Origin of the sequence: Gordonia sp. NPDC057258 (assembly GCF_042668985.1) — a bacterium.
GTDB lineage: Bacteria > Actinomycetota > Actinomycetes > Mycobacteriales > Mycobacteriaceae > Gordonia > Gordonia hongkongensis.
In genome coordinates, this window is sequence record NZ_JBHUXZ010000015.1 from 16,137 (window position 1) to 38,739 (window position 22,603).

Sequence of the window (22,603 nt, forward strand, 5' to 3'; positions counted from 1 at the left end):
CGTCGCCGGCCGCTCCAGGCTTTGCCACGGGAGGTTATCCAGTGAGCATCACCGAACCGTCGGTTCGTCCCCAGTCCACAGACACCCGGTCCGCCGAGAGCCCGCCGGCGAACGGTGTCGTCACCGATGTCGCGCGTCGCTACCTCGACGTCCGCGCCCTGACCGACACGCTGTCCGAACGGCTTTCGCCCGAGGACCAGACACCGCAGTCGATGACCGAGGCGAGCCCGGCGAAATGGCATCGGGCGCACGTCACCTGGTTCTTCGAGGAGTTCATCCTGCGGCGTGACCCCGCGTACAAGGTCTACGACGACACGTTCCGGTACCTGTTCAACAGCTACTACGAGGCTGTGGGAGAACGGCATCCACGACCTGATCGCGGTCTCGTCACGCGGCCGGGTGTCCGCGATGTGACCCGCTACCGCGAGCATGTCGACGCCGCGATGGTGGATCTCCTCGAGCGCGGCGACCTCGACGAGGCCGCACTCGAACTCGTCGAACTCGGCTTCAATCACGAACAGCAGCACCAAGAGCTGCTGCTCATGGACATCAAGCATCTCTTCTCCACCAATACGTTCGGGCCGGTGTACGTCGATCGCGAACCCGACGAACCGGGCATCGCGAAAGCGTTGGGCTGGCGGCAGTTCGAGGGCGGCGTCAACGAGATCGGCGCGTTGGGCAGCGGATTCTCCTACGACAACGAGGGCCCCCGGCACCGGGTGTATCTCGAGGACTTCGAGATAGCCGACCGCGCGGTCACCAACGCCGACTGGCTGGAGTTCATGGCCGACAACGGTTACCGGCGCGCCGAATTCTGGTTGTCCGACGGGTGGGCGACCATCCGCCAGACCGGATGGGACGCACCGGGATACTGGCGCGACGAAACGGGTGCGCGCTCCACCGACCCGTCGGACTGGACGACGTACACCCTGTCCGGTCGGCGGCGGATCGTGCCCGACGAGCCCGTCCTGCACGTCTCGTTCTACGAGGCCGACGCCTACGCCCGCTGGGCGGGGGCCCGGCTGCCCACCGAATTCGAGTGGGAGATCGCTGCCGGCTCACTGGGTACCGAGCGCGGGGCCCTGCTCGACCCGGACCGATGTCATCCCGGCCGCGTCGGTGCGGCGATGATCGGGGATGTGTGGGAGTGGACTGCCAGTGCGTACCTGCCCTATCCCGGCTTCGTGCCCGCCAACGGCGCGGTGGGTGAATACAACGGCAAGTTCATGTCCGACCAGCATGTGCTGCGCGGGGCGAGCGCGGTGACGCCTGTGGGTCACGAACGACTGACGTACCGAAACTTCTTCCCGGCGCCGTCGCGCTGGGTCTTCTCGGGACTCCGGCTGGCCCGATGAGCCTCGACAGCGACACCCCGGTGACGGCGACCACCGGGGACACGGCCATCGGGGGCCTTGCCGCGGACGCACTCTCGGGATTGTGGCAGCAACCGCCGGTCCTCCCCACGAAGTGGTTGTACGACGAGCGCGGCAGCAAGCTCTTCGACGAGATCACCCGTCTGCCCGAGTACTATCCCACCCGCCGCGAGACCGCGATCCTGCGCGCGCGGTCGGCCGAGATCGCCTCGACGACCCGTGCCGACGTCATCGTCGAACTGGGCTCGGGCACATCGACCAAGACGCGTCTGCTGCTCGACGCCTTCGTGGACGCGGCCGCCGACGGTGAGCGTCCGACCTACGTCCCCGTCGACGTCAGCACCGAGATGCTCACGACGACAGCCGAAGTACTCGCCGTCGACTATCCCGGGATCGACGTCGTCCCCGTGGTCGCCGACTTCACCGAGCCCGACCTGGATCTCCCGCCCGCCGACGGCCCGCGCCTCGCGGTGTTCCTCGGTGGCACGATCGGCAACTTCGATCCTGCTGCGCGCGCGGAGTTCTATCGTTCGATGGTCGGCTCGTTGTCCCCGGGTGACTACTTCCTCCTCGGTACCGACCTCGTCAAGGACACCGGGCGGCTCGTCGCCGCCTACGACGACAGTGCCGGTGTGACCGCCGATTTCAACCGGAACATGATCGAGGTGCTCCGTGCCGGCCTCGACGCTCGCGGGCTCTACGCCGACGACTTCGAACACATCGCCCGCTGGAATCCGGGCGAGCACCGCGTCGAGATGTGGCTTCGCGCCCGGCGGGACGTCGACGCGTACTTCGGTGTGCTGGGCCGATCGTGGCGGGTGCCCGCGGGAACCGAGATCCACACCGAGATCAGCACCAAGTTCCAGCCCGGGGCGCTCGCGGAAGAACTCGAGTCGGCCGGACTGTCCGTCGTGTCGGCGTGGACCGATCCCGCAGGCGACTTCCAGCTCACCCTGACCCGACGCTGAGCAGTTCGCGCACCCGCGGGATGACCTGCGTTCCATAGAGTTCGATGCTGCGCATGAGCTCGGGGTGGCCGAGTGTCCCGTGCGAATACTTCAGGTCGAATCGGCTCAGTCCCAGCGCTTGGACGGTCGACGCGATCTTGCGGGCAACGGTGTCGGGCGACCCGACGTAGAGCGAGCCGCCGGGTCCCGTCGACCGCTCGAACTCGATGCGGGTCGGCGGCGGCCAACCGCGTTCGCGACCGATGCGTCCGACGTACTCGCGGTAGTGCGGCCATAGGGCGTCACGTGCCTGCGCGTCGGTGTCGGCGACATGTCCCGGTGAGTGCACGCCGACGGGCAATAGCGGCTTGTCCAACTCGCGCAGGGCGCGGTGATAGAGATCGACGTACGGCTTGAAGCGCAGCGGGTCGCCGCCGATGATCGCGAGCATGAGCGGCAGGCCGTACGACGCGGCACGTACCACCGACTCCGGGCTGCCGCCGACCGCGATCCACGTCGGCAGGGGAGGGTTCTCGAGTTCGGGGTAGACCGTCTGGGACTGCAGCGGACTGCGCGTGGAACCCGACCAGGAGACCGGTCGGCCGGTGCGCAGTTCGGCGAACAGGGCCAGCTTGTCGCTGAACAGTTCCTCGTAATCGGAGAGGTCGAAACCGAACAGCGGAAACGACTCGGTGAACGACCCGCGCCCGAGGATCACCTCGGCACGACCCGACGACAACGCATCGACTGTCGAGAACCGCTGGAACACGCGGATCGGATCATCGGAACTCAGGACGGTGACGGCCGAACCGAGACGCATCCGGGTGGTGCGCGCCGCGATGGCGCCGAGTACGACCTCGGGTGCCGACACCGCGTAGTCGTCCCGGTGATGCTCACCGACACCGAGGAAGTCGACGCCGACCGTGTCGGCGAGGATGGCCTGCTCGAGCAGATCGCGCAGGGTCTGCGACCCCGAGCGCAATGTGCCGTCGGGTTCGGCGGTGATGTCCCCGAACGTGTCGAGACCGAGCTCGACCTTCTCGATACCTACCGGGTGAGATTCCATGTCGCCCTTCGCGAAGTTGTGATCGTGCGGGGCGAAATCGGAGGAATTGCGCCCGCAATGGTCTTTTCACACGATTTCACGAACATCTTTCCAGTTCGTCACGGTGTCGAGGTCGGTGCTGTGTAATGCTTCATAACGGTTCATGTGCTCGGCTCTGAACTCGCCGATTTCTTCTAGACAAGGGAGACACTCCGATGTGGGATTCATTCTGGGACTTCATCTGGTACACGATCGTCATCTTCGCGTTCGTGGCCTACCTGATCGTCCTGTGGCACATCATCAGCGACCTGTTCCGGGACAAGGCCGCGTCGGGCTGGCAGAAGGCGGCCTGGATTGTCTTCTTGATCTTCCTCCCGTACCTCACCGCCATCGTGTACCTGCTCGCCAAGGGCAAGGGGATGGCCGAGCGTCAGCGTGAGGCCTACAGCGAGGCCAAGCAGGCGTCCGACGAGTACATCCGGTCCGTCGCAGGCACCTCGCCGACCCAGCAGATCGCCGACGCGAAGAACCTGCTCGACTCGGGCGCGATCACACCCCAGGAGTTCGAGCACCTGAAGAGCAAGGCCCTCAGCGGAACCGCCTGACGGTCCCTCGACACAGACAACGCTCCCCGATGGCGCCGGTCGCCGTCGGGGAGCGTTGTCTGTTTCTCGGGTTCGGAACCGGCGTCGCGTCAGTCCGCCGACCCGACGCCCACACGCCACAGCGGATTGACCGGACCGTGGCCGGCGCCCAGTGGATACGCAGCGGCCAGACAATGGGTCACCCAGTCCTTGCCGAAGCCGACCGCCTCGGGAACGTCGTACCCGTGTGCCAGCGCGCATGCGATCGCGGCGGCGAGGGTGTCGCCGGCGCCGTGGTCGTGCGGGGTGTCGATGCGTTCGTGGCTGAGCTCGATGAACTGGTGGCCGTCGTAGAGCAGATCGGGGGAGTGGTCCGAGGCTCGCAGGTGCCCGCCTTTGACCAGCGCCCAGCGCGGCCCGAGATCGAGCAATGCCTTGGCCGCGTCGCGTTGCGACGCGGCATCGGTGACCGTGATGCCGGTGATCAGGCGAACCTCGTCCAGGTTCGGGGTCACCACCGTCGCGAGGGGAAACAGGCTGTGCCGCAGGGTGTCGAGTGCCGAGTCGGCGAGCAGCTGGTTGCCGTGCATCGACGCGCACACCGGATCGACCACCAGCGGAAAGGATGTGTCCCGGCCGATACCGCTCGTGCGGCACTGCTCGACGATGGCCTCGATGATGGGCGCCGACGCGAGCATCCCGGTCTTCGCCGCGGCCACACCGATGTCACCGGACACGGAGTCGATCTGCGCCGCCACGGTCTGCGGTGAGATCTCCTCGAACCCACTGACGCCCAGCGAGTTCTGCACCGTCACGGCGGTGACCGCGACACATCCGTGCACCCCGAGCAGGGCGAACGTACGCATGTCCGCCTGAATCCCCGCGCCACCACCGGAATCCGAACCAGCGATGGTCAGGACCCGTACCGGGGCCGTTCCGGGCGGTGACAGCGGGAGTCCCGTGTAGGCCTGTTCGTCGACCGTGCGCTGATTCGCGTCGACTGTGCGTCGTCGTGCGTCGTCTGTGCGCATCAGGCGCCGCCGGTCGTCTGCTTGTCCATGCCCGCGCGGACGTCCTCGGCGATCTGGAGCGGGAGGTACACGCGGTTACCGGCCTCGGCGAACTCGGCCGACTTCGCGGCCATGCCCTCGGCGATAGTCCGGTCGATGTCGTCCGCGGTGACGAGACCGTGCTCCTCGGCGTAGGCGCGGACGTCCGCCGAGATCCGCATCGAGCAGAACTTGGGTCCGCACATCGAGCAGAAGTGGGCGGTCTTCGCGGGCTCGGCGGGCAGCGTCTCGTCGTGGTATGCGCGCGCGGTGTCGGGGTCGAGGGCGAGATTGAACTGGTCGGTCCAGCGGAACTCGAAGCGCGCCTTGCTCAGTGCGTCGTCGCGTTCCTGTGCCCGCGGGTGGCCTTTGGCCAGGTCGGCCGAGTGCGCCGCGATCTTGTACGTGATCACGCCGACCTTGACGTCGTCGCGGTCCGGAAGTCCTAGATGCTCTTTCGGAGTCACGTAGCACAGCATCGCGGTGCCGGCCTGAGCGATCATCGCCGCGCCGATGGCCGAGGTGATGTGGTCGTAGGCCGGCGCGATGTCGGTGGCGAGCGGACCCAGGGTGTAGAAGGGGGCCTCCTCGCACAACTCCTCCTCCAGGCGCACGTTCTCGGCGATCTTGTGCATCGGGACGTGCCCGGGGCCTTCGATCATGACCTGCACACCATGCGATTTGGCGATCGCGGTCAGCTCGCCGAGAGTGCGGAGTTCGGCGAACTGGGCCTCGTCGTTCGCGTCGGCGATCGATCCGGGGCGCAAGCCGTCGCCGAGGGAGAACGTGATGTCGTAGCGGCGGAAGATCTCGCACAACTCGTCGAAGTGCGTGTACAGGAACGACTCCCGGTGGTGCGCGAGACACCAGGCCGCCATGATCGAACCGCCGCGCGAGACGATGCCCGTCACCCGCTTCGCGGTCAGCGGAACGTAGCGCAGCAGGACACCGGCATGGACGGTCATATAATCGACGCCCTGCTCCGCCTGCTCGATGACGGTGTCGCGATACAGTTCCCAGGTCAGCGAGGCGGGATCGCCGTTGACCTTCTCCAGCGCCTGGTAGATCGGAACCGTCCCCACGGGGACCGGCGAGTTACGCATGATCCACTCGCGGGTGGTGTGGATGTCGGCGCCGGTCGAGAGATCCATGATCGTGTCGGCGCCCCAGCGGGTGGCCCACACCATCTTCTCGACCTCGTCGGAGATCGAGCTGCGCACCGCCGAATTACCGATGTTCGCATTGACTTTCACCGCGAAGTTCTTGCCTATGATCATCGGTTCGGACTCGGGGTGGCGGTGGTTGGCCGGGATGACCGCGCGGCCGATGGCGACCTCCGACCGGACCAGTTCGGCGTCGACGCCCTCCCGGGCGGCGATGAACCGCATCTCGTCGGTGATGATGCCGGCACGCGCCCAGGCCAGCTGGGTGCTCGCGCCGTCGATCGGGTCGGGCCGATGCCAGCTGTCGCGGGTGGGGGTGAGGCCCTTCTCGACGTCGATGTGCGCCGCCGTATCGGTGTAGGGGCCGGAGGTGTCGTAGACGTCGAGGTGTTCGCCGTTGGTGAGCTGGATTCGACGCTGCGGCACACGCAGGTCGCCGACCGTGAGGTAGTGCTTGGCGCTGCCCTCGATCGGGCCGAGGGTCAGGAACCCGGAATCGGCGGGTGCGCTGCTGTTGCGGGTGGTGGATACACGTGTGCCCATGGCTGGTCTCCCTACGCCGGCATTACCCGGACAGGTTCGAGCGGTCGGCGACCGCCCGTCGCCATCTCAGCCCTCGGTCATCGTGAGAGCCCCCGCGGTGTGTAGTTGTCGTGCGTCCGCCACCCTACATCGCATCGTCCGGTCGGGTCGTCCGGGTTCGCGAGACCGTATCGATTTGCGACGATCACACGATCGGGGTCGGCAGTTACGGTTCCGTAAGGTACCGTGTGACCCGGATCACAGGGGTGGCGCTGTCGCGTGTGGCAGGTACGCGCCGGTGATCCGATGTCCGCGATCACGAGGTGAGGAGGGTCGGGTGCTACGCAAGCATCGTCAGCGACCACCACAGTCGGCAAAGTCCATCCTGCAACAGATCTCGCAGGTGGTACACAATCCCGACCGCGACCGATTCGAACTCTGGGTCGCCGGCGACCTGGTCGGCGTGCTCGGCTACTCGACCGAGACGGTCGACGGTCAGACGACTATCACCGTGCTGCACACCGTGCTCTACGACGAATACAGCGGACACGGTCTCGCCACGCGACTCACCCGCACCGTCGTGCACTACACCCGCGAGCAGGGCGCCCGCCTGCGGCCCGTGTGCACCTTCACCAAGCACTATCTCGACGGCCATCCCGGGATCGTGACCCTCGCGCCGGTGTGATCCGAAGGTAAGCCTCGGCGGCTCCGGAACATTCCTCGCCGGACCCTTCGAGGCTCGTCGCTATCGCTCCTCGCACCTCAGGGAGCAGGGGTTATGCGCTTCCTTGGGATTATGGTGCGGTGGTCGCGCTCCTCGCGCCGGTGTGAGGAGCGGGCTCCGACTCGGCTCAGCCTGCCGACGGCTCCGACAGCAGTGTCTCGCGGAGCACCTTTTTGTCGATCTTGCCTACTGCGGTGACCGGGAGCGTGCGCACGACGCGGACCACGTCGGGCAGTTTGAAGGAGGCGAGTCCGCGGTCGGCGAGGAAGGTGCGGATCGCGGCCAGCTCGAGTGGTCGGGCCGGGGGGTGTTCGTGCGAGAGCACGACTGCCGCACAGATCTTCTCACCGAGCGCGTCGTCGGGCAGCCCGACCACCGCGACCTGCCGGACCGAATCGTGGGCGAGGAGGTTCTCCTCGACGTCGTCGGCGGCGACGTTCTCCCCGGCGCGCACGATGGTGTCCTTGATGCGGCCGGTCACGGCCAGGTGCCCCGACGGCAGCCGGGTGACCTTGTCCCCGGACCGGTAGAAGCCGTCCGGCGTGAAGGACTTCTCGTTGTGCGCCGTGGCGCGGTAGTAACCGCGGATCGTGTAGGGCCCCCGCACCAGCAGTTCACCTTCTTCCCCGTCGGGGACATCGGCTCCGCCCTCGTCGACGACCCGCACCTCGTCGAGCTCCGACATCGGTGCCCCTTGCACTTGGTGCACCAAGTCACGCGGGTCGTCGGTCCGGGTGTAGCAGATCAGCCCCTCGGCCATGCCGAAGACCTGCTGGACGACGGGGCCGAGGGCCGCGTCGAGGGCGACGGCGTCGGACTGTGCCAGCTTGGCGCCGCCCACCTGCAGCAGGCGCAGGGAGCTGATGTCCGCCGGCTCCCACTCGGTCGCCGCGCACCAGAGTTGCGCGAGCGCGGGGACGAGCGCGGTCACCGTGACGCGGTGCCGCTCGATGAGGTCGAAAGTGTTGTCCGGACTGGGGTTGTCGGCTAAGACGACGTGGCCGCCCGCACCGAAGACGCCCAGGATTCCCGGGCAGCACAGCGGAAAGTTGTGCGCGGCCGGCAGGGCGACGAGGTAGGTGTCGTCGGCGGTGAGGCCGGCGACGTCCGCGGACAGCCGGGCGTTGAGGTCGTAGTCGTCGTGCGTGCGCGCGATGAGTTTCGGCAGTCCGGTGGTGCCCCCCGACACGAGGAACAGGGCGGGTAGCCCGGCGTCGGGGGCAGCCGGGAGCTCGACCGAGGCGGGGTCGGCGTCGGGGAGCGGTGTGAATCGACCAGGTTCGCCGGAGATGAAGACCTGCGCGACGTCGGGCACCCGTGACTGCAGCTCGGTCGCGAGCTCGCGGTAGTCGAACCCCCGGCGGCCGTCCTCACCGATGTAGGCGACCGCGCCGGCACCGGCTGCGAGATGGGCGATCTCGGTGATCCGGTGCGCGGGCAGCGTCATCACCGGAACGACACCCGCGCGTAGGAGGCCGTACAGGGTGACCGCGAAGTCGAGGGAGTTGTTCAGCTGCAACACGACCCGTTGCGTCGGCCGCAGTCCGGCCGCGACGAAACCGGCGGCACGACGGAGGGTGGCGTCGCGGAACTCGGTATAGGTGAGCGTGCGCGGCCCGTCGGTGGAGGCGTCGGTCAGCGCAGGGGAGTCGGGAGTTCGCTCGGCGGCCAGATCGAGGCCGGCGAACAACGGGCGGTCGAGGAAGACGCCGGCGTCGCGGTACTTCTGTGCCTGTGCGTCGGTGTGGGGAGCGAAACCTTCGAGCAGATCGGTCGCGGCGTCGAGATGCGTCGGCATGAGTTCATTGAAACACAGGCAGGATAGGGTAACCTTACCGGTCGATGCAGGGCGGGAGGCCGGTTGTCGACCCGCGGGGGATTGTTTGATTAGGCTGCCCTAAGATTCCCTATGATCATCGGTGCTCGAGTGCATCACGACCGGAGGAACGAAGGACATGTCGCTGACAACCGAATCGCACGCCGCGCAGTTCGTCGACCTGCTCGCGCCGGCCTCGCCGCTGAGCGAGTTCGATGCCGCGCGGATCACGGCGGCCTGGGCCCGCTCCGGCGAATTCGGCGACCATGTCGTCTACGAGCGTGACCGGCGCTGGACCTTCGCAGCCGGTGTCCGCGCCCGCGTGGTGATCACACGCAGCGAGGTCATCGTCGACGATCAGGGCGACCGCACGACGACGCCCTGGCACGGCGACCCCGCCGACGCGCTCGCCGCCGCGACCGCGTCGCTGTCGATTCCCGACTGGCGCGTCTACGGCTGGGTCGGTTTCGACTTCTGCGCGCCCTATCACGGCATCCTCGAGCGCGTTCCCGAGGACACGGTGCTGGCGCACCTCATCGTTCCCGAGTTCGAGGCGACCGTCGATGCTGACGGGGTCGACACCGCGTCGCTCGACGCCGAGCGTGCCGGTCGTCTCCTCGAGATCGCTTCGCGAGCAACCGTTTCCGTCGAGTCGCGGCCGGTGGATGTGCAGTCCGACCCGGACGACTACCGCGGCCGTGTGGCCACGGCTGTCGCCGAGATCGAAGCCGGCCGGTACCAGAAGGTGATCCTCTCGCGTGCCGTCGACATCCCGTTCGAGGTCGACATCCCCGCCACCTACGCCCGCGGCCGCGCCGACAACAACCCCGCCCGGAGCTACCTGCTCTCGCTCGGTGACCTGCAGGCGGCCGGGTTCAGTCCCGAACTCGTGGTCGCGGTGCACGACGACCGGACCGTGGTCACCGAACCACTGGCCGGCACAAGGGCTTTCGGAATCTCGGAAGAGCAGGACGCGGCGGCCCGCGCCGACCTGCTCTCGGATGCCAAGGAGATCGCCGAGCACGCCATGTCGGTACGTGCGTGCTTCGACGAGATCTCCTCGATCGCCACTGCGGACACCACGGCCGTGAGCGAGTTCATGGAGGTTCGTGAGCGCGGGAGCGTCCAGCATCTGGCCTCGACCGTGCGCGGGACCCTCGCCGATCACGAAACGCCGTGGCGTGCACTCGAGGTGGTGTTCCCGTCGATCACCGCGTCGGGCATCCCCAAGACCCCGGCCGTGGAGGCGATCGACCGTCTCGAGCCCCGACGCCGCGGCCTGTACTCCGGCGCGATCCTCACCGCCTCGTCGACGGGCGAGCTCGAGGCGACCCTTGCCCTGCGCACCATCTTCTCGTCCGGGCAAGGCGCATGGCTGCGTGCCGGTGCCGGGATCGTCGCCCAGTCCACGCCGGAGCGCGAATTCACCGAGACCTGCGAGAAGCTGGCCAGCGTCGCCCCGTACGTGGTCCCGCGCTGACCGACCGATACTTTCGACCGAACATCACCACCCCAGGAGCCACCACATGTCCGACCACATCACCGAAGCCCTGCGCGGCATCCTCGAAGAGGACCTCGACCTCGCGCTCGGCGACATCAGCCGCGACTCGAAGCTGATCGACGACCTCGGGCTGGACTCGGTGGCGTTCGCCATCGGCGTGGTGGCGATCGAAGAGCGTCTCGGCGTGAAGCTGTCGGAACGGGAGCTCTTCGAGTCCAAGACCGTCGGCGACCTCGAGGACCTCATCCGGTCGAAGGCCGGCACCCCGGCCTGAGAGGACCCGGACCCGACATGACTGTGGAGACCCCAGTGCAGACGTACGCCGAACTGCTCGACGCCGCGTTCGACGAGCAGGTGACGGCCTGGACGGCGCAGGCCGAGCGGGATCACCGATTCCCGCGGCCCCTGCTCGAACACCTCGGTGCCGAGGGCGTCTTCGTCCGCAAGTGGGAGGACCGCAAGGTCACCGACCTCCACGACCATTTCGCCCTCGGCGCACATCTCGGCGCGCTGGGTTCCGCGGCCATCGGAGTGGGTGTGAGCCTGCACGATTCGGCCATCGCCATCCTCCGCCGCTTCGGCCGCAACGACTACCTCAGAGACCTGGCCCAGCGCGCCCTGACCGCCGAGACCGTGCTTTGCATCGGGGCCTCCGAGGAGCAGGGCGGCTCGGACCTACAGAACTCCGAGACCCGGATCCTGCCGGAGAACGGCGGGTTCCAAGTCGTCGGGCACAAGAAGTTCGTGTCTCTCTCGCCGATCGCGGACCACGTGTTCGTGGTCTGCCGGGGCGTCGACGACGGTCCCGACGTGGGCGGCAACGTGGCGCTGGCCGCCGTCCCGATCGAGTCGGTGACGGTGGGGAAGCCGTATGCGAAACTCGGCGCCGGGCCCCTCGACACCGCGCCGGTGACCATCGACGCCTGGATTCCCGACGAGGCGCTGATCGCCCGGCCGGGGACGGGCCTGGCGATCATCAGCTGGGGACTGGCGCACGAGCGGTACTCGGTGGCCGCCCAGATCGCCGCCGCGTGCGACGTGATGATCGGCGTGACGCTTGCCCGGATGGTGGAGCGCACGCAGTTCGGCAAGAAGCTCTACGACCATCAGGCGCTGCGCCTGCGCGTCGCCGACCTGCAGGCCAGCGTCGACGTCCTGCGCTACTCGCTGGCCGGAGTCGCCGCGGAGGGCAAGATCAACCTGCGCACCGCCGCGGCACTGAAGGCCACCGCCGCCAACCTCGGGGAAGAGGTCGCGTCGGAGTGCCTGCACATCTTCGGCGGGATCGGTTACCTCGAGACCGGATCCCCGATCGGTCGCTGGTGGCGGGACATGAAACTGGCCCGCGTCGGCGGCGGCACCGACGAGGTGCTGTGGGAACTGGTCGCGGCGGCGATGAAACCCGACACCGAGCGGTACCAGGCCATGTTCGTCGACTCCGAACTCCACGGCACCGGCTCGCCGGTGTCCTGAAGCGCTCGAGCCATCGTCCCTCTCACCCAGGCGGTCATCCCATGAACAGCCCAGCCAGCCAGGCACCGGCCGACGCGCGTGTCACCGAACTCGCGCCGCCCGACCACACCTACCTGCACATGGACAAAGACAGTGCGCCCATGCACTGGTCGATGATCCTGCAACTCGAGAGCGACGGCGGGTTGCTCGGCCTCGACGAGGTGCGGACGCGTGTCCGGGAGCGGGCCGGCCTGTTCGAGATCTTCCGGCTGGGCATCCGCAACGGCCGCTGGCGCAAGCCCGAGGTGGTGCTCGCCGACGACAGCTGGGACGCCGGCGAGCACGTGACCGAGTTCGGGTTCACCGACCGCGCCCATCTCCAGCGCCGGGTGACGAAACTGCTCGAGTCGCCGCTGCCGCGCCCGCGCCCGTTCTGGGACATCACCCTGTTCACGCCGTCGGCGGGTGCCGAAGGTGTCGGACAGTGGGTCCTGCTCCGGGTGCACCACAGCATCTCCGACGGCATTGCGGGCGCGGCCTTCGCCGCCCTCCTCGCCGACGGGGAGCCCGACGATCTCGCGGAGTTCGAGCGATTCGCCACCAGTCCGCGCTTCCGGATCAGCGGCATCGATCCCGAGGAACTCAAAGAGGCGAAGGCTGCCTATGGCGACCAGCACGCGGCCGGCGGTGGCAAGAAACGGGCCTGGCCCGCACTGACGAAGTCGGGCGAGCGCGAGTACGCCCTGTTCTCCGCGTCGACCCGGACGCTGCGCAAGGCGGCCAAGGGGAACGGCGCGACCGTCCACGAGTTCCTCCTCGCGGCCATCGGCCGGGCGATCAGCCTCAACCCGCCCGCCTCGCCACAGGCCGACGTCGTCCGCGTGACACTGCCCGTGACCCTCGACGACGAGTTCCGGCACACCGGCAACGCGGTATCCGTCGCGCTCCTCAACCTGCTCGGCAACGAGCCCGATCTGTCGCGTCAGATCGGCCGTGCGCGAAGCGAACTCGAGACCATCGCGACGCGGAAGCCGGAGCTGTACCTGGCCGCCGCCGACGATCTGCCGCGCGCCCCGCTGTGGGGTCTGCAGCGCGCGATCGTGAACGCGTCGATGTCCCACATGCACCCCGACATCCACATCGGCATCAACCCCGGGTTCTCGCGGGTCCGGTCGGTGCTGGGGCGCTCGATCGTCACCCTCACACCCTTGTCGCCGCTCGCGGGCTACTCGCTGTCGGTGACGACCCTGATCCTCGGACACACCACCACGTTCGGCGTCGTCACCGACGCGCAGGCGCTACCCGGATACGCCGAACGATTTGTGTCCGCGCTCGACGAAGTACTTCAGGAGGCCCTCCCGTCGACCTGACGGGGGTGCGAGCTTAGGCTTGCCTTGTAATCCGGGGTCCGAGGGCTGCAATATACAGGTGGCCGTCGGCTCGGCGGGGGCGAAGACATACACGGAGAAAGAACAACATGAGCAACGACGTCAACTACCAGGACCCGGCCGGGGCCGATTACTACTCGGGGGTCGATCACCGCGAGTCGGAGACCGGTTCGTCTCGCCGATCGGGCGGGGTCAGCGTCCCGACCGTCCTGGCGTCGGCAGGCGTCGCTGCCATCATCTCCGCGATCGTCGTGACGATCGGCGTGGTGGGCATCGTGGTGAGCGAGCGCAACGACTCCGCCACCGCCGCACAGCCGACCGTCGTCAACCTCGGTGCCGCGCAGACCGCGCTACCGCAGCAGGGCATTGCCGGCCAGCAGCCCGTCCCGGGTCAGCCCGCACCCGCCGGCGCACCGGCCGGAGCGCCGGCGGCGGCCCCGACGGAGAACGTGCCCGAAGGCGGCGGAGCGATCGGTGGACCGGTCGGTCCTCCCGGTGAAGGAGCCGCGCCGGCTCCGGGTGCGGCCCCCGCACCTGCTCCCGCGCCGGGCACCACGGCCGCCCCGCAGCAGAGCGTTGCCGCCGGCCCGGCCGCGCTGACGCCCGGACAGCTCAACACCAAAGTCCGCATCGTCATGAACTCCAACGGCAGCCGCGCCGCACGCGCCGCCGAACTCGAGGGCGGTGAGCGTGCGCTCCGTCAGATCGACCTCGTCGCCCGCGCGATCACGACCTACGGCAATGTCGGGCTCAGCTACCAGATGGTGGGACCCGTCCAGGTCAGCGGCAACACGCTGACCGCTCCGCTGCAGATCAGCGTGGTCGGCCGCGGTAGCCAGAATCGCTCGATGACGTTCGTGTGGAGCGGCAACAAGTGGAAGCTCTCCAACCGAAGCGTCTGCACCATCGCGGGATTCGTCCTGCTGCCCTGCTCGCTCTGACCGCGCGGGGTGACACGGTCCGGTCCGCCGGACGACACCGACAACCCATTGGGGGATCTTCACGTGATTTCACGACCACGCCTGGGCGCACTCGCCGCGAGTGCACTCCTGTTCGCGGGCCTGCTGGCCGGTTGCTCGAGCTCGGATGACGAATCCGCCGGTGGCACCGTTCAACTCAACTTGCCGGACGGCCGGTCGGTGACGATCCCGGACACCCCGGAGCGGATCGTGACCCTGGGTGATCAATGGACCGACGTCGTGCTGTCGTTCGGTGAGACGCCGGTGGGGTACTACGATTACTCGAAGTCGGCGACCGGCGAGATGCAGCCGTGGTACGGCGAGAAGCTGGCCGACGCGACGTTCGTCGATCCCACCAAGGGCGACGACGCGACGACCATCGCCAAGCTGAACCCGGACCTGATCTTCGCACCCGGCTTCGCCTCGGACAGTCCGGAGTTCCAGCAGATCTCGAAGCTGGCCCCGACGGTCAACGCCATCAGCGACCAGGAGATCGACCCCTGGCAGGACATGGTCACGGTGATGGGCACCGTGCTGCACGACCCGGAGAAGGCGAAGTCGATCATCGACGACACCAACGCGAAGATCGCGGCGGTGGCGCAGGAGTACCCGAACCTGAAGGGTAAGACCTACGCGTTCGCGTTCATGTACGGCAACGACCAGCTGTCGGTGCTCGGTGACGAGAACGACGGCGCCGGAGAGCTGTTCACCTCGCTCGGGATGAAGATGGCTCCCAAGCTGGTCGCCGAGTACCAGCGGACCGGCCAGCCGCGCTTCGGGCTGAGCACCGAGAACATCCCGATGCTCGACGCCGACGTACTCGTCGTGGCCACGGCCACCCCCGAGCAGGCGGAGACCCTGAAGTCGCTGCCCGGGTACAAGAACCTGAAGGCGGTCAAGGACAACGCCGTCACGTTCATGACCCAGTCGCAGATCACCGGTCTCAACGCGCCGACGCCGAACTCGATCCCGTACGTCCTCGACCTGCTGAAGCCGTCGTTCGCCGCGGCGTCCAACTGAGCTCGGTCTGAAACGAACTCGCCCTCCGCGGAATGTGGAGGGCGAGTTGGTTTTCGGGGTCGCCGGACCCTTCGTGGCTCGTCGCTATCGCTCCTCGCACCTCAGGGAGCAGGGGGTTGCTCGTCGCCATGGGCTCCTCAGGGAGCGGGGGCCCACCGCTGGTTGAGCAGGCGACGAGCGCAGTGAGGAGCCGTGTCGAAGCCACTTCGCAACAACGACAACGGCCCGAGCCGCACGTGGCGGATCGGGCCGTGAGCCGGCTAGCGGGTTACGGCGCGACGATGTCGTCGTCGTCCGAGGCGCCGAAACTGGTGAACGCGGTGTGCCTGGGCAGGCGGTAGGCCTCGCGGCCCAGCACGGTGTTCAGGATGCGTGCGTTGCGGACCGCGCCGATGTCGAGGTTCGGGGCCGAGACGCCGTGCGCGTGCTCCTCGGCATTGGCGACGAAGATCCGGTTGGTCAGGGCGTCGTCGGTCTCGATCTCGTGGTTGGCGCCGATGACCAGGCGTCCGCGCGAATCCCGGTGCAGCGCAGACTCGATCGGGGCCAGGAAGTCCGCCCTGCGGGCCTGGTAGCCGGTACTGGCGATGACCATGTCGGTGGTGTGGGCCAGCTCGGAGCCGGTGTCGAGGTGACGGCCGCGGACCCGGAGCTTGCCGTCGGCGAGGGTGTCGATGCCTTCGACCTCGACCGAGATCCGCAGCTGCACCGGGTTGAGCTTGTCCTGCAACTGGCGCCGGTACAGCAGGTCGTGCAGGCGCTCCAGGGTGTCGGTGGAGATGCCCTTGTGGAACTGCCAGTGCTGCGGGCGAACCCGATCCCGTGCGGCCTCGGGAAGGCTGTGGAAGTAGTCCATGTAGGCCGGCGTGGTCATCTCCAGCGAGAGCTTCGTGAAGTCCAGCGGCGCGAACCATGGTGTGCGCGTCCACCATCGGACCGCGGGGCCGCCGCGTAGGTTGGATTCCAGCAGATCGATGACGATCTCGGCACCCGACTGGCCGGAGCCGATGACGGTGACGGTGTCGGCGGCGAGCGCCTTCTCCTGGTTGAACAGGTAGTCGGAGCTGTGGACCACCGCGGGCGAGTCCGACGAGAGTGCCTGCGGGACGAACGGTTCGGTGCCGATGCCGACCACCACGTGTCGTGCGATGACCGTCGAGGAGGTGGTGCCGGTGTGCATGGTCACCCGGAACGCGTCGGCCTCGGCGTCCCAGGCCACCTCGTCGACGGTGGTGCCCCATCGGAGCGAGTCGAGCCGGGACACGCACCAGAGCAGGTAGGCCTCGTACTCGATGCGGGTCGGGAAAAAGTTCTCGCGTACCAGGAACCGGTACATGCGATCGATGTCGGCCATGTAGTTCAGGAACGACAGCGGATGGGTCGGGTCGACGAGCGTCACCAGGTCCGACAGGAAGCTCACCTGGAGGGTGGCGTCGTCGAACATCAGGCCCGGATGCCACCGGAACTCGTCTCGCGAGTCGACGACCAGGAGGTTCACGTCGTCGAGCGTCGAGGCGAGCGCGGCGAGGCCCAGATTGAATGGGCCGCAACCGATCGCGAGTACGTCTACATTCTCGACAGTGGTCTTCTCTTCTGGGGTCATTCGGACACTCTCACCATTTCTTCACTGTGGACTTCCGCGCCGGGTGCGGCGGTGCCTTCCGACTCCACCTCGAGCGCGACGCGCAACAGTTCGTCGAACAGCTCGTCGATGTCGCTCTCCGAGGTTTCCGGGTTGAGGAGGGTCAGCTTCAGGCAGGTCTGGGGCTCTTCCTCACCGGGCACCCGGACCTGGGTACGGCCGATGAGTGCCTTGCCGTCGGCGATCAACCGACGCCGCAGTTCGCCGTTGACCGCGTCGAGATCGGTGCACCGATACCGGAACACGACGGTGGTCAGCGTGACCGGCGCGATGAGCTCGAGCTGCAGTTCGGTGGCGATTCGCTGTTCGGCGTACACCGCGAGGTCGTTGCACTTGTCGAGCATGTCACCCAGAGTGCGGCGTCCGTAGGCGAGCAGGGTCGCCGCGACCTTGAGGACGTCGGGCCGTCGCGTCGTCTGCAGCGTCTGACCCAGGAGGCCGCTGTACCCGGCCTCCACGTCGTCGTCGGGGTTGAGGTAGGCCACCGAACGGTTCAGGGACACGAAGCGATCGGCGTCGGACAGCAGCATGAGGCTCGCGGCCGCCGGCTGCCAACCGACCTTGTGCAGGTCGAGGGTGACCGAGTCGGCGCGTTCGACGCCGGTGAGCAGACCGGCGAGGCGGTCGGAGAACAGCGAGCCGAAACCGTAGGCGGCGTCGACGTGCATCCAGATCTCGTGCCGCTCGGCGATGTCGGCGATCTCCCCGAGCGGGTCGATGGTACCGAAGTCGGTGGTACCCGCGGTGGCGACGATCGCCAGCGGTGTCGCCGCGCCGGCCTCGCGGATGGTCGCTTCCAGCGCCTCCGGGATCATCCGGTGATGCGAGTCGACCTCGACCGGGATGACCGCGGTCTCGCCCAGTCCCAGTGCCGCACAGGCGCGGTGAACCGAGAAGTGCGCCACGCGCGAGCAGAAGACGACCGGGCGGTGCAACGCGCCGACGCCGTCGTGCCGCACGTCGATGCCCCGCCGGGCAGCGGTGTGGTCGCGAGCGATCATGAGCGCCAGCAGATTCGAGATCGATCCACCGGGACTGAAGACACCGCCGGCATGTTCGCCGAACCCGGCCATACGAGCCAGCGACTGTACGGTCCAGGTCTCGAGCGCCAGTGTGGCCGGGCCGGAATCGTAGGTGTCGAGTGAGGCATTGGTGGCCGAGGCCAGGGCGTCGGCGGCGACCGCGACCGACAGCGGCGCGGGTTGCAGATGCGCCGCCGCCATCGGATGGGTGAGGTCCAGTCCGAACTCGGCCACCAGGCGGGCGAGCCGGGTCAGCGCCTGGGACTCCCCGATCCCGTTCTCCGGGACTCCGTGCGGGCCGAGTAGTGCCGTCACCCCGCCGAGCACCGCGACGGGGTCACCGCTCGGCAGCGGGGCGCCGTGGTGGTCGTCGCCGACCGCGGCCGCGACCTCCGCCAAGCCGCGCCCGACGTCGGCCCAGCCATCGCCGGGACGGGCGAATCGCGAGGCACCCCATACGGACTGGCGGTCTTCGGACACTGAGTTCCCCCCTGTTGACTCTGGCGCGCGGTGGCGCGGTGGCAGGCCGGTCATCCGGCGCTGCCCTTCTGTGGTGCGCTCTCGGCGAGGGTTTCGACGAGTGCGGAGACGTTCTGGTGCAACGACGTCGGAATCAGGTCGACGAGTGCGGTGAGTACTGCGGTGGCGCGGTCGGCCACCGCGTCGGGGACGATCCCCGGCTGGTGGTCGACCTCGACGTGGGTGCTCTCGTCGTCGGCCTCGAAGGCGATCGAGAGCGGGTAGTTGGCGATCCCGTTGAACACCGACCGGCAGGTGACCGGGGCGTCGGCGGGTTGTGGGATCCCGCGCAGCGGCGCGGGCCGGACCGACGCCATGATCTCGATGACGGGAAAACGGCCGCCCTGCTGCCGCAACGCGGTCAGGATCGGCCCGAAATCGGTGCCGGAGTGTTCCATCGATCGGTAGATGGCCGCACCCGCATCCCGCAGAGCCTGCTCGACCGTGGCGTCGGGGTCGATGCGGAACCGCATCGGGATGATGTTGCCGCAGTATCCGACGTTCTGGGGTGACTGCGTCCGACGACGGTTGTCGGCCGGCACCACCAGGACGTGGTCGGCGGCGCCGGTCAGGGCATACGCCGCCAGCGAACACACGCCGATCAGCAACGCGTTCGGGGTGGCGCCGACGGTCTGCGCGACCCGGCCGAAAGCGGCCAGCGAGTCGGCCGCAACCGGGGCGGCGACCTTGATGCCGTCCCGGTCGTCCATCGGCGAGAGCCAGCTGTCGGCGGCACTTTCGGTGGGCAACTCGCCGCTGAGCGGATAGCGGACGTCGTCGGCGGCCCAGGTCGTGAGCGCGTGGCGCACCGCGTCCTCGGCGGCTGCCGAGGCGGCCGCGGAATTTGGTGAGACCGGGCGGGAGTCGGCGTTGACGTCGCCGGGCCACGAACCTGACACCAGGGTGCCCAGCAGCAGCGGCCATGAGGTGTCGTCGACGGCGAGATGGTGCACGACGAGGATCATGGTGACGTCGCCGTCCGAGCCCGAGACCCGAAGCCGGAGTGGCACATCCGACGTCAGATCGAATGGCGTGCGGGTCAGCGCGGTCGCGATCGCGTCGGCATCGTCGACGGGTCCGGTTGCCTCCGCGTCCGGCAGGCCCCAGGTCCACACCGTGCCCGATGCGTCCCACGATCCCGCGTGCGAAACGGCGCGGCGACGCGGCGTGCCCGCGTTGTCGACCTCGACCACCGATTTCAGGACCCCGAAGCGCTCGACGAGTAGTTCGGCGGAGTCGACGACCGATCGGAGCGTTCGCGTACCGCCGAACTGCAGGACGAGTCCGATGTTGTGCGACACCGATTCCGGATCCAGTTCGTAGATCCGCCACATCCGCCGTTCGGCGGTGCCGAACTCGCCGAACGGCACGGAGGCCCTTGGTTCGTCAGCTGCGGCCGTGCGGGCGGGTTCGCCGGTCTGCGCGATTCGACGACGCAACAGCGTCAGTCGCGCTTCGGTCAACGCGGGCATGGCTCCCTCTCGGTCGATGTGGCGGTGGACGTCGTCGACGCTGCTGCGGTCTTGCCACGCAACACATCCCAATCGCGGACGACCTCGATCAGCTCGCCCGCCGCCCACCGCGGCGCCTGGTCCTGGAAGTGATCGGAACGGGGATCACCGCTCACGCCCAGCGGGACGATCCAACGGCTCGCCCCGCGGTCGGCGAGGTCCCACACGTAGCGTGCGGCGGCACCCGTGATGCACAGGTGGGTGCCGACCGCCGCGGCGTTGGCGAAGACGCACTCGGCGTCCCCCGCCAGGGGCAGGGGAGTCGGACGAAGGGTGGCGAACAGATCCGGGTGCTGCGGCGACGCGCCGACCAGGTCGAATCCGTGGATCGGTGCCAGGCGATGGACGCTGCCCCACGTGGGCGTCGAACCGAAGGTCCCGATCCGGGCCACCACGGCATCGAGGGCGGCGACCGCCACGGCCTCGATGTCGATGCCGATCCCCGCCGTGTTGGCGACGACGGAGGTCAGCGCGGTCGCGAGACGGGGCTCGGGCACGAACCACGGCTGGAACACCGCCGGGAATCCGTGCGGCCCGCGCAGCGGCGCGAGCACGTCGGTACTCGCGACCCCGAGAACCAACTGGGTACGGAACTCGGCATAGAGATACGCGTCGGTGCTGTCGGCGATCATCGACCGGTCCCACGCCACCAGGCGCTCCCGGATGCCTTCGGCCTCGGCGTCGGCGCCGCGTACACGTGACAGCAACTCCTGGACGACGGTCGCCTGCTCGAGCCGGACATCGGTGTGGATGTCGGCGCAATCCGCCGGACTCACCGAACCGAGATCGTCGAGTCGCGCGGTGATCCGGTCGGCCCGGAACGGTTCGACGCACTCACTCGTGAGCGGCTGCAACGCAGGCACATCGGACATCCGCTGGTTGGCGGTGACGGTGAAGGCGGGACCCTTCGAGACGCCCTCCGCAAGCTCCGGGCTCCTCAGGGAGCGGGGGGTGGCCTCCGCGAGCTCCGGATTCCTCAGGGAGCGGAGGGTCGCGTCGAAGCCGGGGTCACCGAGCGAACCCGCCTCGTATCCGCGCCACTGGTAGCGCTCGTCCCAGCCCGGGACCGGCAACCAGTAGTTCTCGGGCGCGCGGACCGGCACCCGGCCGGCCACGTGGGTGGCGACGGTGCCGTCGGTGTGGGCGATGACCGCGCGGTTGACCGGCTCGACCCACTTCGTCAGGGCTGCTTCGACATCGGCGACGGTGCGCACGAAGAGCAGGTCGATCGGCGCGTCGAAGGTGACCTCTTCGGTGAGCAGCGGGGACCGGATGCTCATCGCGAACGACTCGTCGGGGCCGCCGAAGACGACGGCACCGTTCGGGGTGGTGACGAGCTGCACGGCAACGGGTTCGGCATCCCGGACGAGGATCGTCTCGGTGCTCACCCCGGCCGGCACCCGCCCGCCGCCCGGTACCTCGACCAGGAGCGTGCCGGCCTCGTCGCGCGTCAATCGCTCGAGGTACAGATCCTGATAGTCGCCCATGGCATTCGTGATGCCCCAAGCGATGTCGTCGCCCTGACAGAAGTGCGGGACTCCCGGGACGCCGGCAAAGGCGAACCCGGCCATGTCGAATGCTTCGTGCGGACCTGTCGAGGCGAGGTGGAACTGCTGATAGATGCCCGGCAGTTCGAGGAATCGATGCGGGTCGCCGGCGACGATGGGTGCACCGGTCGAGCTCCGCTCGGCGGACACACCCCAGGCGTTGCTGCCCGACATCGGATCGCCGAGGTCCACCGCCGGGGCGGGTTGCTCGGGCGACGCCGGGCGGGTGATCGCGAGGATCTCCTCCAGGAACGCCTCATCGGGCATCGCGGGCACCGTGGGGTCGGTCTCCCGCGTCTCGAAGTCCCAGAACCGCAGCGCATCCAAACCGAGCGTGCGGCAGGCGTGCAGGCGGAAGAGTTTCGTGGTGAACCGGCCGAAGAGCACGTGGTGCATGATGAACACCGAGATCGGCGTCCACGGCCGCCACGGCAGCGGGCGATGCGCCAACGCCTCGAGTTCCGGTGCGGCAGCCGACGTCTCGAGGTCGCCGAGGGTGCTGTTCACGCCGTCGGCGTAGGCGGTGACCAGTTCCCGGGTGCGGGTGGACGATGCGTCGAAGATGCGTTTCGCCGCCACGTCGAGCTGGGCGCGGCGGGCGAAGGTGTCCCATTCGACGCAGCCGGCCCCGAAGACCTCGGCGGTGCGTCCCTCGGCGCGCAGCCGCATGAACTCGATCTGCCAGCGCCGGTCCTCGCCGCATGCCCGGCCCTGTCCGTACAGAGCTCCGCGCGGCGTCGAGGCGAGGACGTGCGGGATGCCGTGGCCATCACGCAGGATCTCCGCGTCGTCGGGTGCGTGGGTGCGGGTGGTGGTCAT

At 68.3% G+C, this 22,603-nt stretch carries 18 protein-coding genes and 1 riboswitch; of the genes, 10 read left to right on the forward strand and 8 right to left on the reverse strand.

What is annotated here, in order from left to right:
- The first annotated feature begins 41 nt into the window (after positions 1 to 41).
- Both egtB and egtD read left to right on the forward strand, forming a co-directional pair.
- Positions 42 to 1,355 carry an ergothioneine biosynthesis protein EgtB gene (egtB, locus tag ACFUEJ_RS12730; protein ID WP_058251377.1) on the forward strand — a complete coding sequence of 438 codons (1,314 nt, stop codon included), beginning with the start codon at positions 42 to 44 and terminating at the stop codon, positions 1,353 to 1,355.
- Complete coding sequence (gene egtD, locus ACFUEJ_RS12735) at positions 1,352 to 2,341, forward strand: L-histidine N(alpha)-methyltransferase (RefSeq protein WP_058251376.1); 990 nt, start codon at positions 1,352 to 1,354, stop codon at positions 2,339 to 2,341. The genes egtB and egtD overlap by 4 nt, the downstream gene beginning before the upstream one ends.
- On the opposite strand, the gene ACFUEJ_RS12740 is transcribed toward egtD, so the two are convergent.
- Entirely contained in the window at positions 2,322 to 3,386 is a 1,065-nt protein-coding gene (locus ACFUEJ_RS12740; protein WP_388029757.1) for an LLM class flavin-dependent oxidoreductase, read from the reverse strand. The two genes, egtD and ACFUEJ_RS12740, sit on opposite strands and share 20 nt — an antisense overlap.
- Positions 3,387 to 3,580: 194 nt before the next feature.
- Between ACFUEJ_RS12740 and ACFUEJ_RS12745 the strand changes: the two genes are divergently transcribed.
- Positions 3,581 to 3,970 (forward strand): SHOCT domain-containing protein, encoded by a 390-nt coding sequence (locus ACFUEJ_RS12745; RefSeq protein ID WP_065630488.1) that lies wholly within the window; start codon positions 3,581 to 3,583, stop codon positions 3,968 to 3,970.
- An 89-nt stretch (positions 3,971 to 4,059) separates the two neighbouring features.
- Here ACFUEJ_RS12745 and thiD read toward each other — a convergent pair whose 3' ends face one another.
- Entirely contained in the window at positions 4,060 to 4,980 is a 921-nt protein-coding gene (gene thiD / locus ACFUEJ_RS12750; protein ID WP_388029761.1) for a bifunctional hydroxymethylpyrimidine kinase/phosphomethylpyrimidine kinase, read from the reverse strand.
- On the reverse strand, positions 4,980 to 6,704 hold the full coding sequence (gene thiC, locus ACFUEJ_RS12755; RefSeq protein ID WP_388029763.1) for a phosphomethylpyrimidine synthase ThiC: 1,725 nt from the start codon (positions 6,702 to 6,704) through the stop codon (positions 4,980 to 4,982). Before thiC ends, thiD begins: the two co-directional genes overlap by 1 nt.
- A 7-nt stretch (positions 6,705 to 6,711) precedes the next feature.
- Positions 6,712 to 6,801: riboswitch (TPP riboswitch) on the reverse strand.
- Positions 6,802 to 7,020: 219 nt separating this feature from the next.
- On the opposite strand from thiC, the gene ACFUEJ_RS12760 reads away from it, so the two are divergent.
- Positions 7,021 to 7,368 carry a GNAT family N-acetyltransferase gene (locus ACFUEJ_RS12760; RefSeq protein WP_068971202.1) on the forward strand — a complete coding sequence of 116 codons (348 nt, stop codon included), beginning with the start codon at positions 7,021 to 7,023 and terminating at the stop codon, positions 7,366 to 7,368.
- A gap of 166 nt (positions 7,369 to 7,534) precedes the next feature.
- On the opposite strand, the gene ACFUEJ_RS12765 is transcribed toward ACFUEJ_RS12760, so the two are convergent.
- Positions 7,535 to 9,205, reverse strand: coding sequence for a (2,3-dihydroxybenzoyl)adenylate synthase (locus tag ACFUEJ_RS12765; RefSeq protein WP_388029767.1), 1,671 nt, complete (start codon positions 9,203 to 9,205; stop codon positions 7,535 to 7,537).
- Positions 9,206 to 9,362: 157 nt separating this feature from the next.
- On the opposite strand from ACFUEJ_RS12765, the gene ACFUEJ_RS12770 reads away from it, so the two are divergent.
- The 6 genes from ACFUEJ_RS12770 (at position 9,363) to ACFUEJ_RS12795 (ending at position 15,543) form a co-directional block, all read left to right on the forward strand.
- Positions 9,363 to 10,703: a salicylate synthase gene (locus ACFUEJ_RS12770; RefSeq protein ID WP_259935324.1), complete on the forward strand. Its 1,341-nt coding sequence runs from the start codon at positions 9,363 to 9,365 to the stop codon at positions 10,701 to 10,703.
- Positions 10,704 to 10,749: 46 nt separating this feature from the next.
- On the forward strand, positions 10,750 to 10,998 hold the full coding sequence (locus tag ACFUEJ_RS12775; RefSeq protein WP_058251371.1) for an acyl carrier protein: 249 nt from the start codon (positions 10,750 to 10,752) through the stop codon (positions 10,996 to 10,998).
- A 17-nt stretch (positions 10,999 to 11,015) separates the two neighbouring features.
- The gene (locus tag ACFUEJ_RS12780; protein WP_388029772.1) at positions 11,016 to 12,197 is read left to right on the forward strand and encodes an acyl-CoA dehydrogenase family protein; all 1,182 of its coding nucleotides are present in this window, start codon (positions 11,016 to 11,018) and stop codon (positions 12,195 to 12,197) included.
- A 41-nt stretch (positions 12,198 to 12,238) separates the two neighbouring features.
- Complete coding sequence (locus ACFUEJ_RS12785) at positions 12,239 to 13,546, forward strand: wax ester/triacylglycerol synthase domain-containing protein (protein WP_226512343.1); 1,308 nt, start codon at positions 12,239 to 12,241, stop codon at positions 13,544 to 13,546.
- A 107-nt stretch (positions 13,547 to 13,653) separates the two neighbouring features.
- The gene (locus ACFUEJ_RS12790; RefSeq protein WP_165630650.1) at positions 13,654 to 14,505 is read left to right on the forward strand and encodes a hypothetical protein; all 852 of its coding nucleotides are present in this window, start codon (positions 13,654 to 13,656) and stop codon (positions 14,503 to 14,505) included.
- A 63-nt stretch (positions 14,506 to 14,568) separates the two neighbouring features.
- Positions 14,569 to 15,543: an ABC transporter substrate-binding protein gene (locus ACFUEJ_RS12795; RefSeq protein WP_388029775.1), complete on the forward strand. Its 975-nt coding sequence runs from the start codon at positions 14,569 to 14,571 to the stop codon at positions 15,541 to 15,543.
- A gap of 268 nt (positions 15,544 to 15,811) precedes the next feature.
- Here ACFUEJ_RS12795 and ACFUEJ_RS12800 read toward each other — a convergent pair whose 3' ends face one another.
- Genes ACFUEJ_RS12800 through ACFUEJ_RS12815 form a run of 4 tightly spaced genes read right to left on the reverse strand, consistent with a single transcriptional unit; the run spans position 15,812 to position 22,603 of the window.
- Complete coding sequence (locus ACFUEJ_RS12800; RefSeq protein WP_058251367.1) at positions 15,812 to 17,146, reverse strand: lysine N(6)-hydroxylase/L-ornithine N(5)-oxygenase family protein; 1,335 nt, start codon at positions 17,144 to 17,146, stop codon at positions 15,812 to 15,814.
- A complete protein-coding gene (locus ACFUEJ_RS12805) occupies positions 17,143 to 18,687 on the reverse strand; it encodes a pyridoxal-dependent decarboxylase (RefSeq protein WP_058251366.1) in 1,545 nt (514 codons plus the stop codon). The genes ACFUEJ_RS12800 and ACFUEJ_RS12805 overlap by 4 nt, the downstream gene beginning before the upstream one ends.
- A 50-nt stretch (positions 18,688 to 18,737) precedes the next feature.
- Entirely contained in the window at positions 18,738 to 20,198 is a 1,461-nt protein-coding gene (locus tag ACFUEJ_RS12810; protein ID WP_058251365.1) for a condensation domain-containing protein, read from the reverse strand.
- Entirely contained in the window at positions 20,186 to 22,603 is a 2,418-nt protein-coding gene (locus tag ACFUEJ_RS12815) for a penicillin acylase family protein (protein ID WP_388029779.1), read from the reverse strand. Before ACFUEJ_RS12815 ends, ACFUEJ_RS12810 begins: the two co-directional genes overlap by 13 nt.

Bases quoted from the DNA above. Each gene is read 5' to 3' on its own strand.
- egtD (WP_058251376.1), top strand. From the start codon at position 1,352: ATGAGCCTCGACAGCGACACCCCGGTGACGGCGACCACCGGGGACACG.
- ACFUEJ_RS12740 (WP_388029757.1), bottom strand. From the start codon at position 3,386: ATGGAATCTCACCCGGTAGGTATCGAGAAGGTCGAGCTCGGTCTCGAC.
- ACFUEJ_RS12745 (WP_065630488.1), top strand. From the start codon at position 3,581: ATGTGGGATTCATTCTGGGACTTCATCTGGTACACGATCGTCATCTTC.
- thiD (WP_388029761.1), bottom strand. From the start codon at position 4,980: ATGCGCACAGACGACGCACGACGACGCACAGTCGACGCGAATCAGCGC.
- thiC (WP_388029763.1), bottom strand. From the start codon at position 6,704: ATGGGCACACGTGTATCCACCACCCGCAACAGCAGCGCACCCGCCGAT.
- ACFUEJ_RS12765 (WP_388029767.1), bottom strand. From the start codon at position 9,205: ATGCCGACGCATCTCGACGCCGCGACCGATCTGCTCGAAGGTTTCGCT.
- ACFUEJ_RS12770 (WP_259935324.1), top strand. From the start codon at position 9,363: ATGTCGCTGACAACCGAATCGCACGCCGCGCAGTTCGTCGACCTGCTC.
- ACFUEJ_RS12775 (WP_058251371.1), top strand. From the start codon at position 10,750: ATGTCCGACCACATCACCGAAGCCCTGCGCGGCATCCTCGAAGAGGAC.
- ACFUEJ_RS12780 (WP_388029772.1), top strand. From the start codon at position 11,016: ATGACTGTGGAGACCCCAGTGCAGACGTACGCCGAACTGCTCGACGCC.
- ACFUEJ_RS12785 (WP_226512343.1), top strand. From the start codon at position 12,239: ATGAACAGCCCAGCCAGCCAGGCACCGGCCGACGCGCGTGTCACCGAA.
- ACFUEJ_RS12790 (WP_165630650.1), top strand. From the start codon at position 13,654: ATGAGCAACGACGTCAACTACCAGGACCCGGCCGGGGCCGATTACTAC.
- ACFUEJ_RS12800 (WP_058251367.1), bottom strand. From the start codon at position 17,146: ATGACCCCAGAAGAGAAGACCACTGTCGAGAATGTAGACGTACTCGCG.
- ACFUEJ_RS12810 (WP_058251365.1), bottom strand. From the start codon at position 20,198: ATGCCCGCGTTGACCGAAGCGCGACTGACGCTGTTGCGTCGTCGAATC.
- ACFUEJ_RS12815 (WP_388029779.1), bottom strand. From the start codon at position 22,603: ATGACCACCACCCGCACCCACGCACCCGACGACGCGGAGATCCTGCGT.